The sequence below is a fragment of the Clostridium thermosuccinogenes genome (assembly GCF_002896855.1).
In the GTDB taxonomy this organism is placed as follows: domain Bacteria; phylum Bacillota; class Clostridia; order Acetivibrionales; family DSM-5807; genus Pseudoclostridium; species Pseudoclostridium thermosuccinogenes.
In genome coordinates this window covers 2,807,253-2,822,623 of sequence record NZ_CP021850.1, presented here as the reverse complement: position 1 = coordinate 2,822,623, position 15,371 = coordinate 2,807,253, and the positions used below count along the sequence as shown (strand labels likewise).

Here is a 15,371-nt window from a genome sequence, read left to right as displayed (position 1 = left end):
ATCAATTTTTCCTTACACTATAATAAATGCATCAAGTTTTCTCTTCCATACTTCATTTAAATGTTAGCAAACTGAAGGGTTGATTTGCTACAGTTTTTGAAAATTATTAGTTTTTACCGTATCCTTTTTTGAAAATATGAGCGCATTCAGCTAAACAAAACTAGCAAGTCTGAACAATGATGCCAGACTATGCAATTTAGAAACCTACGATGGGAATTTGTCAGTTAAGCTGTGTCCAGTACGTATTTCACCGGAAGATTTTGACATGAGCAAGTACTTAAGCGCTGCGCACCATGTATTATTGCAGCAGCATACCCCATATGACAATATGAGGATGATATTACCACGTAGGATGATTTTTGCAGAAAACTATAAATTATTATTGACTTTGACGTTGGGTAAGCGGGTATCCTTAACTTTACAATGAATGAATTAGTAAAAATATCTGAGGTTGCTCTGAAATATGGCATTACAACCAGAACGCTACGATTCTATGAGGATGCCGGCCTTATAAAGAGCTTTCGCACGGAGGATTATGCATATAGACTATATGATCAAAAGGCAATAAAACGAATTGAACAGATACTGGTTCTGAGAAAATTGAACATAGCAATTAAAGATATTAAAAAAATATATGAGAGTAATAGCATTGATGTTCTTTTAGATGTCCTAGGGAAAAAAGTTCATGAAATTGATGATGAGGTTGCACTATTGCGTCAGTTGAGGGAAATTGTTACTACGTTTATAAGACAGCTGGAGAAATGTGATTTCAAGATAGATACCGATTTGAACTTATTGTATGAAAAAGCCAGTGCAGCAGAGGAGCAAGTTAATGATAGTAAAGATATTTGTGATGATAATTCAATGGGAAAATTGATGGAGGTGGCAGAAAAACTGGAGAGAATGCCAGATATCCGGATTATCATGCTTCCAAGATTAAAAATGGCCCGGTCTGGGAATACGGATTTGGAAGAGTTCGATAAATGGTGGAGCAGTGTACCTGTCGAACAGTCATTATTTCCCCGGGATTTCATGTGGTATAATCCAAGACTTAATTGCTTTGAATGGCTTTTTGCAATACCAGAAAATATGACCGATACCAATGGTTATGAAGTGTTTGATTTTCCTGGAGGTCTATATGCTGTTGCAACTGCCTATGATGAAGGCGAAGAGATTATGAGGGTAAATAAATTAGTACATAAATGGGTAGATGAAAGTGGGGAGTTCGAAGTTTCAAACAGTACTAATGATACTGAAGAACGTTATGATATGGGGCATATTATAACTCCAGCGGGGGTATATCGCCCGCAAATGGATTTATTTATTCCTATTGTAAGAAAGGGAGAGAAAAAGTGATGGAAAATATCTATTGGGTGGAAGAATGGGCAAAGATAAGGCAGAATGAGGTTGTACGATTGCCGAAAAGCTTTAAAATTCATGAGGACTTTTTAGGGCACATTTCAACGGAAGATTTTGAGACTGCATTTAGAGAAATTTGGGAAATATATATCAATATATATGGGGATATTGCCAAGTCTCCGGAGACCTTCGGAATGCCGCTTTATGAAATAAAAAATTATAATAGCTTTACTACGCAGGCAAGAGATTCAAGAAATGCTCCCTATCGTCCATTTCATCTGTTATATAACTTACTGGTTTCAGGAAGTTTTCATAATGGAGATTTTATTATAGACATAAGTAATTTCAAAGCAGTTAATAAGGTTAGAAATTCTAATATCCTTCTTAAACGGCTTAGTGATTATGGATTCTTTTTTGAGGGGTTGAAAAACTATAAAGTAACAAATCAAAATATATCAATGTTCTACCCTAATAATAATGGGGTCATGCTTGTATTAAAACTCATGGCAGAAAAAGCCCATACAACCAATAGGCTTAATGACTTTTTCTCCTGCCACTATAAGCTCTTTCAGGATGATATGAAAACTGCAAATTATGGGATGGGTGCAGATATCGTTGCCGACAAAATGCATAATGAGGAAGAGCAGGAATTTATATATGAAATGGATGCTATACTGCGGGGAATGGGTTATTTTGCAAAGCCAAAAGAATGGAATGAAGGACCTGGGTATGCTTATTATGATAAGGAAAGTGTAATGAAATCCAATGGTCCATATCACTATTGGATGTTATCATGGAAAACTGAACTTATTCTATATCTGCGTATAAGGAATGCTTCAATGTGTTTAGATTACCTCAAACAATGTCCGGATACTGTGAAGCAAATATTCCTTAGAGGGGATAGCGGATGCAAGAATCGGCTAAATGGTACATGCAAGTTTGGACAGGAGTATTCAATTGATGGCGATACTTATTGGAGATGCGGCTGCTGCAATGCTCCGTTTTATTTTAAACCGATAAAGGAAGATATTCCACATTATATCAAATTGGTTGAATTGGGATTGAAAAAGTAGAAAGAAGAAATTACAGTGCCTTTGCTTAAGAAAAGCAATATAGCTAACATATACAGGTATGCCATGTTCATGGAAGCCGGAAGCGTTTAAACTGCAAGAGCGGATACAAGCCCCAATGGATTAAAAATATAAAAAGTTATTTTTCCTGTAACAAAAACCTCTTCCGATTTGTTTTATTAGTAAGAACAAAAAACAGAGGAGGTTTTTACTATATTAAGATAAACGGTTTTTATACGCAGCATTGGACGCACTGCTTCTTCTGATCATGTTATTGGATTTTCTTTGGCTTTGTACAGTTGCTCCATTGTTTTAATATCAGCAAACTATGTTTATTTCTATATTAAAAAATAATAAAAAACTTATGACTTCTAATACTGATTATCATACAAAGGTGGTGAAAATACATTGAAAAAACTATAACAATCCAGTGTAAATTTTACTTATTTGAATGATTAAAATCAAACTGAAAGGTGGATTAACACATGCTTAAAAAAGCTTTTACTATTTTGATAACGGTATTTTTTGCAAGCTTTAATTCAATCACACCTTTTGTTCAAGAAAGTGACAAAGTTATTAAGAATTCTGGCTCTAAACTAATACAGCCTTGTTGGACGGAAATATCTTTATTTTCTAATACTTTCAGTATCTCTGATAGTGGCTTGGCAACCGTAGAATCATTGCTTTACGCTTTTGATGTAGATGAGATCAAAATAAATGTCCAGCTCCAGCAATTAAAAAACGGAAAATGGATAACTATTAAAAACTGGACAAGCTCTTCCACAGGTATATATTGCTCTTTGGGTGAGGTTTGGTATGTGATGAGTGGTTACTCTTATCGTATGGTATCAACCGGTTCTGTTTATGAGAATAATTCTCTAGTTGAGCAGACTACATACATAAGTGATATCTGGGAATACTAGATTTCATAAAAAGTTCACAGCATATGCTTTTAACTCTAGCTTGTTTAAATGGCATTGAGAGGTACATAAATGTGAATAAGAAGTATGTTTTGTAGCAAAGTATTGCATGGAAGATATTTTCCCTAAGTAATGAATAATACCTGACCATGTTTATAATCAGCACAGACAAAAGCGCAAATCCGGTAATAAGGTTTCTGATTATACATTGTCACCTTATTACCGGAAGTAATTATTCATGAAAATTAGTTTGATGCTTCTGATTGCATTAAATCAAACTCTTTTATGGTATCGCCATCTGTATAAATAATTTTAGCAGGAATGTTTGGATAAACTGCTTCAAAGTAATATTTAAATTGTGTCATATCACCCAGCTTGTTGCCGATTACAGTATTCAATTCAATTTTATTACCCTTGTCATCTATAATATGAATTCCTCTTGGAGCATTACGAGCATCCTCTGAATTAATACTGATATAAACAGCAACGTCTGAAGGAGTGGATACTACCCTTTCAAGTATAAACGGTATTCCGTCATCCTTTGTAACGGTTATGCTTATTTCTTTTTCCCATGTGGCTTCTCTGGTGGAACTTTCAATAGGCGTTGATACGATAACCTGCCAGTTTCCCTTGATTTGTGTGCCATCATCAAAAGTTATACTTGTAATTTTAAGACTGATGCTGGTAATGTCCTCTATCATATTGCCGGCTAAAGGTAATACACTACAGTTAAAAACATATACCCCACTGCTTTCATCATATGACAATGGTGTCGACATAAAGCTAAGCTCTTTTCCATTTTGATCGGTAGCAGAAATGCTGGCGGATTCGATTTTTTTGTCCTTTGTGTCAAATTGGAAATCGAGACTTAAGAGAAAGTGTATTTTATTTCCAAGAATTACATCATGGACAGCAAAGGTAATGTCATTATCGGAAACTGCTTCGTTAATTTGATGAGAAAAGCCTTCCTCAAGTGATTTAAATATCCCCTTGTCAATCACGGATGCCCATACAAGCTTATCAATGACCGGTATCCTTGCGAGATTCAGCGCTGCTGCTGGAACCGTATTTACGATTCCAATAAACAGCAAGCAGACTGCGATGACTGCAAAGACAGGCTTAAGACTAGATTTTCTTTCTGGTTTTTCCACAATAATTGATTGCTTGCTTTCTGCTATACATTCATCCAACAATGCTTCCTGAATATTAGGCTTATATTTCTCAATACTCCTTTTCAAACTTGCTGAAATAATATTCTCTCTATAGTTCATAGCAACACCCCGCTATATCAGAATTTATTGTTTTTGAGAGCTTTTTCAATGCAGACTTATATCTCCATTTAACAGTAGGAAGAGGAACGCCGGTTATGTTTGATATATCCTTTTGTGATATGCCTGAAAGAAGATACAGCATAACAACCTGTCTTTCTCCAATAGACAGCTTTGTCAGCAAATTATCTAAAATCAGACGGTCAAGTACAGCATTATCATCAAAAGCTTGGTATGCTTCATTATCAAAGGGTTGATCGATAGACATCGACTCATGTTTCATCTTTTTAAGCCTATTGTAAGACATATTCCGCGTGATACGCAATATCCATGCCATTGCTTTGCCTTGGGACTTATATGTTTTTGCGCTGTTGAAAATTTGAATATATACGTCATGCATGATGTCTTCAGCCATAGATTTGCTGCATACTATGGAGAGAGCATAGCCATAAACATCATTGCTTGTGATATTATACAACTCACCAAGAGCGCTCCTGTCACCGCTTGAGATACGTTGAATCAAATTGTCCAGCAATACTTCATTCATTTACCACACTCCTTGTATACTTATTTGGAATAGAGTTTTTGAATTAGAATTTTACAATAATAAACCCTACTAAAAGATCATGAAATCCCTGCTAACTAGCTTCAGAGCTTGCTTTTTAATTTTATATCCTCTCAGGGTATTCAATTTTCAAAGAGCCTTTCAAGTTTTTTATGGCATTTAATCGCGATTTTATTTAGTACAAAGGTACCTTCTATGATAATAACAATTGGTAAAAGAGAAAAGTATAATATCAGATTTTTTTCTTTGAAGATTTTATCTCAACAACATATGCCAATTTCCTTTAAGCATTATGGATGTATGGGAATTTTCAGCATCGTTATAAGAAACGTTTATTGAAGAAATATCTAGTTCCAGTTCATCAGATAGTTTTGCATCAAAATAGAATGTATTGACATTATAAGTGTTCCTATCTAGAGCATAATATATATTACCGTTTTTATCAGATAAAACAATGTCTTTTTTAAAACAGTCTATAGAAGCTATATTACTGCGAATATCAGAAATTAGTGTCACTTCAAGCAATGTATCAACATATCGGGTAATAGCTGCAACTTTTACATTACCGGATTCAGAAATATTAAAAGCATTTCTATGCTTGCTGTTCGACTTTATATTTGTAAGAATAATTGGTATTTTGTAGTTTTTGTAATTGAGATTAAATTTAGTCGGTCTTCCTTTTACTTGAGCCTCACAAGATATTATCCACTGATATTGGGGTGGCTTTAAAGTTTCATCACAAAAAATACCAGTAATTTGAAGTCTCGCCTTATTATTGTAATCATCAACAATATAGAATAATGATTCAATATCTTCACTATGTACATTGATAGGTATATTACCCTCAAGGACAAGAATTATTTTATCTTTTTCTGGATAACAGGATAATATTTTAATATGCTCACTATTATTAGATAGTATCAACTGTGTAGTTCCTGCAAGAGCATATGATAAATATTCATCCATATCGATACTATAGTTATTTGATGTGAAAATTTTATAATACGATTTACAAGAAAATGCTATTGCTGAAAATAGCATAAAGAGCAACACAATTATTTTTACTTTTTCCTTAGTATGCATGCTTGCAATACCTTCCAATGATATAATATTATTATAATAAAATATTAGGGGAAGGGATAGATAACCCCACCCCTTATCTAATACTATTTAAATTAGTTAGTACACAACACCGGAGCCACTGATAGTCTTTCCTTCTATACTTGAGTATTTAAAGTAGTAATATCCCAATGGTGTAGCTATTCCCGCATATGCAACATCATCTATTTCCAGTTCAAATCCTTTTCCCCAAGTTGAATTGTCAGAGGATTTATAGCATTGTATTTTAAGCTTCTGGGGCTGGTCAGGAGTGATTTCATGCCATATGTCCAATGAATAGGCATCTGGCATGTATTTGTAATTTGAATATAAATATGTACTCATGCTATATGTGAAATTACGATAATTATTGTTTCCCAGATCCCATGGAGATGTAGGAATGGATGTACCCATTATGCTTATGCTGTCAGCATCTTTGAGAACATCGATATTCTGTAATTTTGAAGAATCAGGAGTATAGCTTTTTATAATACCTGCCTCCTTGTAAGCAGCAATATTATCGGCTCCGGTAACAACAATTGCATATGGTTGTGATTCAACAATATCGTCAAGAAAAGCTTTGTCAGCTGACGAAGCTTCTGCAGGTGTAAACACTGATAGTACTATTGCAAGTGATAAAATTGTTGCACTTAATGCTTTAAATTTTTTTTTAGAGCTTATCATAGTTAGAAAAACCTCCTATTCATATTAATTAATTGATACTTATAAGGTTAATGCATAAGAGATTAATCCGGTGATCTAATATGCTGCATGTACAATCTCTCCTTTCTTGATTTGCAGTATTCTATAACAAACAGCAGCATTCCATGAACATACATGAAGTTTTTTGCTGTTTGTATGCCATGATTCGCATCCTGCTTCTTGTTTGTCCTTCATATAAAAAAACAAAAGAGAATTACATTTCGTTACAGTTTCAGCAAAATTTTAATACAACATTAAAGAATAGTTGTGCCTATAAAACCATTAGATGGAGATACAGAAAATATTTACATTACTGTGGAAATCGAAGCAGAAAATGAGATCAGGTTGAAAAATGCTTTGGTAAGCTTATAACACTCAAGAGTATCCTTATGATGTACAAAGCTTTACTGGTAAAGAATTTACTTCGTGTGAGTAAGAAATGGACGAATAGAAAAGGAAATAATACTGTATAAACTCGAACAATATTCGACGCATTTTTTGTAAGTTTAAAGCTCCGATGTAAGTAAGTTAGTCATGATGGGATTTTCAACCAGCTAAAAGAAGGATTCGCAACAAAATCAACGGATACAGGATAAAATCCCCATGTTACTATATTTCAACTGTATAATATTACAAATTTTAGGAGATATATGTTGAAATTCGTCAATTCATACGATAAACTATATAATGGATATCCTGGAATATTAAGTCACTTAATAACTTGAGCATAGTTATGGAAAGAGGGCACTGTAGAATGCTGTTATTTTTAGCTACTATAAAAGACGAGAATTCAAAAAAGAAGCTGGAGGCTTTATATTTAAAGTATAAGAAAGATATGTTCAATGTCGCATACAGGATTTTAGACGATTATCAGCTTGCACAGGATGCTGTACAAACAGCTTTCATAAATATAATGGACAATTTAGATAAAATCGAAAACATATATTGTAATAAGACAAGAGCTTTCGTTATCATAATTGTTAGGAATATTTCAATAAATTTATATAAGAAGAGAAAAAAGCATATATTATTAGAAGACATTGACGATACTTTACCCGATGACAAGCAAATGATTGATGAAATGATTATTGATGCTGATATACTCAGTAAGATATCGTCAAAAATTCGAGAACTGAGGCCGGATTATTCTGATATAATATCTCTTAAGTATTTTTATCATTACTCTGACGATGAAATTGCAAGATTGCTTAACATAACGCCTGGAAATGTAAGGGTTAGGCTTCATCGTGCGAAGCAAAGATTGATTATGCTATTATCAGAAGACAGGGAGTTGACTAAAAGTGAATGATTTATCGATGCAAAAAGAGAAAGTAATGGAAAAGATGAAAGAAGCCATGCTAGAATATGCAGGTGCCTGCAATGCTGAGAATATTATCAAAGAAATGCGAGTAGATGATAAATTTGAAGAGCAAGTTCCTTTTCCACAAGAATTGGATAAAAGAATTAAAAAGCTTATAACTCAATATGAAAGAAAGAAATATATTAAGAAGTCATGGAAGACAGCTTTAAAATTATTTTCAAAAGTATCAGCAGTTTTTTTTGTAGTTTTTATAAGTTTTACCGTTTTACTGACGAATGTTCAAGCTGTTAGAGTAAAATTTTTTAACTTTCTTATTCAAATTGAAAAAGAATTTACTAGTATTGACCTGAAAGATAGAAAAGAGGATAATTATACAAGGGATGTGTCAGATTTACCTATGGAATGGGAGAACGTGTATATACCAGAATTTATACCTGAAGGCTATCAAATTTCAAAAGTGGAGTCCCTTGTGAACACAAAGATCATTCATTATTCAAATGAAGAAAATCAAATAATAATATTTACTCAATATCAGGATGAAAATACGAATTTGAGAATTGATACTGAAAATGCTAAGTTCGATAAAGTTGATATCAACGGTTTTGAAGGACTGCTTGTAGAGAAAAATGGAATGTTTACTGTCGCATGGCATTATAATGATTCGGCTTTTTCTCTCATGAGTAATGCCGATAAAGGTATATTAATAAAAATGGCAGAGAGCATAAAACTGAGAAAATAGTTTTTCAAATTACTGTAACACATCACTTTTCTAAATTGCTTATTTTTATTAGATTTATTTAAGTTTTAATACAAGATTCAACAAAATTAGCAATAACAGTGAATTTGGAGATAATACTGGTTGTATTCTGTGAATCTCTTTATCATTAGATAACCTGCTTTAGAAGGAGCCGGCAATTACCATGCACAGAACTACTTACATTCCTCATTTCAAACCAGCAAGCTCTCACTTTTTCAGCCCATACAGCAGTATCTTAAAGTGGTCTAAAATCTGCTTTTCAGACCAAAATCAGGATATCTGATACACCATTCAAAGGTAATTCCCCGAATGGCTAAAATCAAGTGCTTTGCCAAAGAATCAACTACGATGTCTTCCCTTAGCTCTCCCTGTTGAACGTCTTTTTCCAGCACTTTGGTGAATAACTTATATATATCTCTGTTATAGCTCATTGCTGGCACTGTGTTAATTGTCTTTGCTAAATGGGCTTTATAAAGCACTTTTATATTTTCATATTCAATATCCTCAGTAAGAAAATTAGCAATTTTCTCTGCCAGAAGGATAAGGACATCAAAGACGAATTTCTGGTTGGAAAGCGTCGACAAAAAGGATTTATAATTGATGTCTGCCAAGTTTATGTAATCATTCACCAATGCAGCTGCCAAGGCATCCTTGGATTCAAAATGCACATAAAAGGCTCCCTTGGATACTGCTGCAGCTTCTACAATTGCGTCTACGCTTACATTCGCAAATCCATGTTCATTGATTAACTGCCAGGTGGTTTCATATAATTTCTCCTATTAATTGACTGTTGCATATGGATGTTAAATAATGACCACAGTATGTGATTGAGGTCATTAAAAAATCATAATGAAGCTGTAAAGACGTATCCATCTCTATTTTAATACTTATATAGCTTACATTTTATTCTTTTTTGGTCGGTTTTTAATTGATATAACTTCAGTGTGTGTTCAAAGCAGAAAGCGCTATAAGGGGGAAAAATAATGCGAATGCCAAAGAGAATTGTGAGTATTGTTCTTGTATTTTGCTTTTTACTGGCCCGCCTGTACAATTCATGAACTTTGGTGAAATTCCATATGCCTATGCCGAGGACGGCACATCAGCTGTGGATATCCGCTATGACAATTTTTCCGATACAGAGAATCTGCAATTGAAAGGTGAAAACATAATCACAAACAACGCTATAAGGTTTGAAAGCGATGAGGAGGCCGAAGAAAGTGTCTTTACAAAGGACAAGCTGACTTTGGCTGAGGACAGTTCTTTCAGCACAGCGTTTTCCTTCATATATACTTCACCCTCCACGCCTGTCGACGGTACGAAGGGTGGATTCATTTTTATGCTGAAGCAAGCAGGGGAGTCCGATGAAGCAGGTGGTTTGGACGATGGAGGCGCATCTCCCGGCCTAAGCATTGATTTTCTCACTGAGTATTTCAAAAGCGGTATCGTAGCCAGATCAGTATAGCTTGCCGGGAAATCAGATTCTAATGTGATGAAGGACTTCACTATTGCCGGGGGCCCCACCATCCGTTGTGAGATTTCTGCTGTAGTATATGTAAATGGAGAGCATTATGCTAAATTGCCGCTTGATTGGTATATTGCAAATGAAGAGTCATCGGGTTCTTATAATGTATGGATAGGGTATGATGGTGAGGAAAAGGTTCTCAATATTCTGTGCTTAACACCTTCGGGTGAATACATATGTCACAATGCTTTCGTAGATCTTTCAGAGATGCTTACGGATGAAGTGTATGCTGGCTTTATTGGATCAGTGGGGGATTCGGGAAGCATAAACGAAATTTTAAGCTGGCATTTCAGAAATGATTTAAACATTTTTGATAGGGTTATTATCGATGTTGATACTGCCTTGTTGGAAGATTATATGGAACTGCTTGAAGGATCTCCCGTTGATTTGACTTATCTACCTCAATATGGATAAGACGGAAGCATCATCAGCTGGCAATCCAGCGATGAAGCTGTTGTAAGTATTGATGGCACTGTATATAGACCGTTATATGCCGATGGCGATAAAGCAGTAACTCTAACAGCAACACTTAGCATAGACTCCTTGACTAAAACAAAAGAATTCATTGTGAAAGTTATCAGAATTGAGCAGACAGATGCAGAAAAGCTTGCTGCTGATAATGCCTGGCTGTCCGATGAAATCATATTATACGGAAACACTGCACTGGATAATGTAACCTGGGATTTGAGCCTTCCTGCCGTTGGTCCCAATGGGAGCACCATTAGTTGGTCATCGACAAATTCAGATGTTATAATGACCGACGAAACGGTGATAAGACCGTCATATACCTTGGGGGATCAGAGTATTACCCTGACTGCAGTAATCAGTAACGGAGCATCTGCTACAAAAACCTTCATAATTATAGAAAAAGCTGCTGAACCAACGGATGATGAAATTCTCAACCTGGACGCAGAGTGGCTGACGATTGAGAAAATACTAAATGGAAACACAGCATACAATAATATTCTTTGCAATTTAAGTCTTCTAAATAAAGAACCAATGAGAAGCGATATTCACTGGGAATCCGGCAATGAAGCTGTTGTGGATGCGTCAGGCAGTGTTACAAGACCTGATTATGCTTCGGGTGACAAAGCTGTTACGCTGACAGCTACCTTATCAAAAAGCTCCACTGTCACAAAACCTTTACAGTGATCGTAAAGGCCCTGGATGCAACAGAGTCAGAATCAGTGAATTTGGATCTTTCCTGGCTGACAACATATATAACGGAAGTAAACGGACCTCTGGATGATGTTTATGAGAACTTGATCCTTCCTATAGAAGCCCAAGCGGAACCACCATTAGCTAGGCATCGGACAATCCTGAAGTTTTGGATGACACCGGTAAGGTAACCAGACCAGCATATATCGAAGGTGATAAGGTTGTTTTACTAACGGCGACCATTCGGAAGGATTCGACCACCGTCGAAAAGACATTCATCATCACAGTGAAAAAGCTTGAACAAAGCGCTCAGGAAAAGGTTGATGCCGATGCCGCATGGCTAACGGATGTTCTGATTCTTAACGGGAACAGCTCCTTGAATAATATTATAAGTCACTTAAGTCTTCCCATTGTTGGAGAAAATAGGAGCAAAATTACATGGGCATCCAGCGATACAAACATAATCGCTGTTGATGGAACAGTCACCAGACTGAGCTATATTTAAGGCAGCAAGATTGTTACCATAACAGCTACTATTACCGCGGGTATGGATGGACACGGGTACAGAGGCCTACACAACGAAAGCCTTTGTCCTTACTGTGAAGCTCCTTGATATTACCGACATGGAGGCTGTATATTTTGATTATGAATGGCTTTTCCGCTATAGTATCTTATGGCAGAATCTATCCCAAAATGCTGTAATGCAGGACCTTTCCTTCCCCGCCACAGGGCCCAATTCATCAGGCATCAACTGGGTGTCGGATACTCCTTCTGTTATTGCCAATGATGGCACGGTAAACAGACCTGAGCATGGAAAAGGGCATAAGACTGTGAAAATCACGGCCGCTATATCTAAAGATGATGCTCAATATACGGCGGTTTTCTACTATGTGGTTTTAGAACAACCCGATACTGTAGCTCCTAATGTATTGGAAACATCGCCGGAAAACAACGGCTCTGTTCCATGGGATACAGACGTTATCACCATGACTTTCAGCGAAACCATAGTCGCAGGACCTACCAGCACGGATATGCAGACCTTTGGCGTTGAGCTTGAGGAAACTGAGCCAAACAGGATCAATGTCCAAATTAAGGGTGATATGCTGGTTATTACTCCCTATACTGAACTAAGTACGGGTGTAAACAGGCTTATCATTCCTGACAGTGCTTTTGCCGATGCGGCAGACAATCCCTCAGTTGCTTATGAGATATCATTTACTGTGGAAGCAAGACCTGCCAGAACGATTGTAATTATCTCCACAACACCACAGGATCTTGCATTGGATGTACATACCGATAAAATAAAGATCTGCTTTGACTCAACCGATATCCAGTTTGGTGAAGAATTTAACAGGAGGTGCTCAGGGAAAAAAACGGGCAGATTAAGACAACAGTTGCGAGGCCAAACGAGGATACCATGACGTTAAATATATCCGAATCCCTTGCTTTCGGAACGGTATATGAACTTTATATAACTGCCGGTGTCGTACAGGACAAATACGACAACGAGAATGAAGAAGAGATCCTTCGATTCAGGACCAATTATGTTAATTCGAACCCCATGGTTATCAGCACAAGTCCGTCCAACGGGCAAACCGGGGTGAGTGTAAATAAGACTGAGATTTATGTGACTTTATCTTATCTAATCAGTACTTATTATCACAACATGCGCCTTACTGGATGATAAGGGAAATACCTATGCATTAAGGGCAGAATCTGCACCAAGGGACACATCGGGGTACAAAATAAAATTAACACCCTATACGTTGCGTCAGTTTGAGCCTAATACGGTGTACACTTTAGCACCCTTGATAATCCAATACAATTGGAATTCAGCACCCAGCTTACAACAAGCAGCAACCGACTGATGCTGAGCAATAAATCTCCCGCAGCATGGCAGAGGAATGTTCCTGTTGATGCAACTGTGGCATTTGGATTCAACGTCCCTGTCAGAAGAGGCTCCGCTCATTCGAACATCGTCTTTACAGATTCCAATTGGAATGCGGTTGAATTCATGGTCGTTGAAATAGAGAACGGAGAGAGATTGGTACCCGTTTCCAAGCTTTCCTCATACACAACTTATACAGTAAGCATTTCTGAGGGAGCATATGCAAGTGATGGAGGCATAATTAATGATACATTTGATTTATCCTTTACTACCGTAAAACTGCTTGATGTAGGTTTGAATAACCTGACCATTCCAAATCACGGCGTTGTAGAGAAGCAGTTCTTCTTTGATGCTGCAGAGGTAGAGAACATTGCCAGACGGGATGGATATAAGATCGAGTCTTATCAATGGCGGATCGATGGCGAGCTGGTCGGTACAAATAAGTACATATATCACACGTTTGTAACTACGGGCAATCATGAGCTGAAGCTTATCATCATAGATAATCAAGGAAATACCTGCATCATTGAAGAGACCATTAAGATTCAGCCCTTAACAAACGTTGGGATGAGCTTTATAAGTCATGATGAAGAGCTTACCACAGCTATAGTCCATAAAGACGGAACTATTTTGTGGAGAAATCAGTATGAACTCAAGCTGGTGCATGATGGGCAGCTTATCAATGGGGAAGAAATCGGCGTTGCATTGTATAAGGATAATATATATCATGTGGCATTTTCTGCTGCATACTTATTTGAACTTATGCATTACAGATAATTTTTAATATGACATACTGTTGTCTGATTATATAGGATATATTGAAAATAAAAAGGGGGATGCAGAATGAGTGAAAAAACCGAAATGCAAAAAGTCAAAGAAGAGACTATGCGTTTCATGCGGGGTAAATATCATTTAGACGAGGTGCTGGGCAAGTACTACGAAAATGATTGCCTGAGGTTCCGCCAAGGAAAGAAAACCATCGTGTCCATCATTTTACATGAGGATCATTATGATTTCCAGGTGATTTTCGGCAAAGCCGAGCGGGAGAAGTTTGAAGAACAGAGAAGCGGTTTTCCGCAGTTCATCGTTGACATCTACGATAAAGCGCACACTTATCACGACGGTAAGTGGATGCTCATACGAGTGGACAATATGGAGGCGCTAGAAGCTGTTAAAAAATTAATACTGATCAAGAAAAAACCAAATCGAAAGCCATTTCCTAAAGAAAATGCTGTTTACGGAAAATGCGGCCACAGATGTGACTTATGCATTCATTTTTCTGGTGGAACAATCAGCGAAGAGTTCAGGAAGGAACTGGAAGAACGGTTAACTCGGGTGTATGATAACTCGGACTGGTCAATGAGATGTTCAGGATGCGGCACACCTGGATGTCATACTGAATTATGTGATCAGCTTAAATGTGCAAAAGAAAAAGGTTATGCTGCATGTGTATCTTGCAAGCAATACCCATGCTCAAAAGCTACCGTCGGATACGCTGAATTAGGAGCAAAAAGCATTCTTGCTGACGATGTAACATGGGCAATTCTACCTTATGTACCATATCAATACGGCAATTAATACTTACCATTTCTGTATATAATAAGCATTTTAAGCACCAGTACTACTGCCTTATTTATATTTTTTCACATGGTAGCGATGAGCTTTATCTTTCCTCTCCAATCTGCCACATTTTAATATGTCTGCAATTTTTGTGGCGCGTCAGTGAGAAGTATTCGGTGGTGA

Annotated in this window: 17 protein-coding genes and 2 pseudogenes; 14 read left to right on the top strand and 5 right to left on the bottom strand. The window is 36.5% G+C overall.

What is annotated here, in order from left to right; translation table 11 throughout:
- Window positions 1-423 precede the first annotated feature (423 nt).
- The 3 genes from CDO33_RS12275 (at window position 424) to CDO33_RS12265 (ending at window position 3,352) form a co-directional block, all read left to right on the top strand.
- Window positions 424-1,356, top strand: coding sequence for a MerR family transcriptional regulator (locus CDO33_RS12275; protein WP_103082483.1), 933 nt, complete (start codon window positions 424-426; stop codon window positions 1,354-1,356).
- Window positions 1,356-2,432: a hypothetical protein gene (locus CDO33_RS12270; RefSeq protein ID WP_103082482.1), complete on the top strand. Its 1,077-nt coding sequence runs from the start codon at window positions 1,356-1,358 to the stop codon at window positions 2,430-2,432. The genes CDO33_RS12275 and CDO33_RS12270 overlap by 1 nt, the downstream gene beginning before the upstream one ends.
- Before the next feature lie 482 nt (window positions 2,433-2,914).
- Window positions 2,915-3,352 (top strand): hypothetical protein, encoded by a 438-nt coding sequence (locus CDO33_RS12265; protein ID WP_103082481.1) that lies wholly within the window; start codon window positions 2,915-2,917, stop codon window positions 3,350-3,352.
- A gap of 242 nt (window positions 3,353-3,594) precedes the next feature.
- Here the strand turns inward: CDO33_RS12265 and CDO33_RS12260 are convergent, their stop codons facing one another.
- From CDO33_RS12260 to CDO33_RS12245, 4 genes are all read right to left on the bottom strand, one after another.
- Complete coding sequence (locus tag CDO33_RS12260; protein WP_161496705.1) at window positions 3,595-4,500, bottom strand: DUF4179 domain-containing protein; 906 nt, start codon at window positions 4,498-4,500, stop codon at window positions 3,595-3,597.
- A 109-nt stretch (window positions 4,501-4,609) separates the two neighbouring features.
- The gene (locus CDO33_RS12255) at window positions 4,610-5,164 is read right to left on the bottom strand and encodes an RNA polymerase sigma factor (protein ID WP_103082479.1); all 555 of its coding nucleotides are present in this window, start codon (window positions 5,162-5,164) and stop codon (window positions 4,610-4,612) included.
- Window positions 5,165-5,437: 273 nt separating this feature from the next.
- The gene (locus CDO33_RS12250; RefSeq protein WP_103082478.1) at window positions 5,438-6,265 is read right to left on the bottom strand and encodes a hypothetical protein; all 828 of its coding nucleotides are present in this window, start codon (window positions 6,263-6,265) and stop codon (window positions 5,438-5,440) included.
- A 96-nt stretch (window positions 6,266-6,361) separates the two neighbouring features.
- A complete protein-coding gene (locus CDO33_RS12245; RefSeq protein ID WP_103082477.1) occupies window positions 6,362-6,964 on the bottom strand; it encodes a hypothetical protein in 603 nt (200 codons plus the stop codon).
- A 739-nt stretch (window positions 6,965-7,703) separates the two neighbouring features.
- Between CDO33_RS12245 and CDO33_RS12240 the strand changes: the two genes are divergently transcribed.
- A complete protein-coding gene (locus CDO33_RS12240) occupies window positions 7,704-8,291 on the top strand; it encodes an RNA polymerase sigma factor (protein ID WP_242974811.1) in 588 nt (195 codons plus the stop codon).
- Window positions 8,284-9,042, top strand: coding sequence for a DUF4367 domain-containing protein (locus CDO33_RS12235; RefSeq protein ID WP_103082475.1), 759 nt, complete (start codon window positions 8,284-8,286; stop codon window positions 9,040-9,042). Before CDO33_RS12240 ends, CDO33_RS12235 begins: the two co-directional genes overlap by 8 nt.
- Window positions 9,043-9,305: 263 nt before the next feature.
- Here the strand turns inward: CDO33_RS12235 and CDO33_RS12230 are convergent.
- Window positions 9,306-9,815, bottom strand: a pseudogene (locus CDO33_RS12230) (TetR/AcrR family transcriptional regulator); the annotation flags it as partial.
- 299 nt (window positions 9,816-10,114) lie between these two features.
- Between CDO33_RS12230 and CDO33_RS12225 the strand changes: the two are divergent.
- The 9 genes and pseudogenes from CDO33_RS12225 to CDO33_RS12190 all read left to right on the top strand — a co-directional run bounded on the left by CDO33_RS12225 (window position 10,115) and on the right by CDO33_RS12190 (window position 15,206).
- Complete coding sequence (locus CDO33_RS12225) at window positions 10,115-10,522, top strand: L-type lectin family protein (protein ID WP_133158700.1); 408 nt, start codon at window positions 10,115-10,117, stop codon at window positions 10,520-10,522.
- A gap of 27 nt (window positions 10,523-10,549) precedes the next feature.
- Window positions 10,550-10,996 carry an L-type lectin family protein gene (locus CDO33_RS12220; protein ID WP_103082472.1) on the top strand — a complete coding sequence of 149 codons (447 nt, stop codon included), beginning with the start codon at window positions 10,550-10,552 and terminating at the stop codon, window positions 10,994-10,996.
- 9 nt (window positions 10,997-11,005) lie between these two features.
- Window positions 11,006-11,734, top strand: coding sequence for an immunoglobulin-like domain-containing protein (locus CDO33_RS12215; RefSeq protein WP_338053265.1), 729 nt, complete (start codon window positions 11,006-11,008; stop codon window positions 11,732-11,734).
- Window positions 11,735-11,900: 166 nt separating this feature from the next.
- Window positions 11,901-12,023, top strand: a pseudogene (locus CDO33_RS21575) (immunoglobulin-like domain-containing protein); the annotation flags it as partial.
- 3 nt (window positions 12,024-12,026) lie between these two features.
- On the top strand, window positions 12,027-12,245 hold the full coding sequence (locus tag CDO33_RS12210) for an immunoglobulin-like domain-containing protein (protein ID WP_333552680.1): 219 nt from the start codon (window positions 12,027-12,029) through the stop codon (window positions 12,243-12,245).
- A 46-nt stretch (window positions 12,246-12,291) separates the two neighbouring features.
- Entirely contained in the window at window positions 12,292-13,161 is an 870-nt protein-coding gene (locus CDO33_RS12205; RefSeq protein WP_103082469.1) for an Ig-like domain-containing domain, read from the top strand.
- Complete coding sequence (locus tag CDO33_RS12200; protein WP_103082468.1) at window positions 13,158-13,424, top strand: hypothetical protein; 267 nt, start codon at window positions 13,158-13,160, stop codon at window positions 13,422-13,424. Before CDO33_RS12205 ends, CDO33_RS12200 begins: the two co-directional genes overlap by 4 nt.
- 183 nt (window positions 13,425-13,607) lie before the next feature.
- A complete protein-coding gene (locus tag CDO33_RS12195; RefSeq protein WP_103082467.1) occupies window positions 13,608-14,405 on the top strand; it encodes an Ig-like domain-containing domain in 798 nt (265 codons plus the stop codon).
- Window positions 14,406-14,471: 66 nt separating this feature from the next.
- Window positions 14,472-15,206, top strand: coding sequence for a DUF3788 domain-containing protein (locus CDO33_RS12190; protein WP_242973312.1), 735 nt, complete (start codon window positions 14,472-14,474; stop codon window positions 15,204-15,206).
- Window positions 15,207-15,371 lie beyond the last annotated feature (165 nt).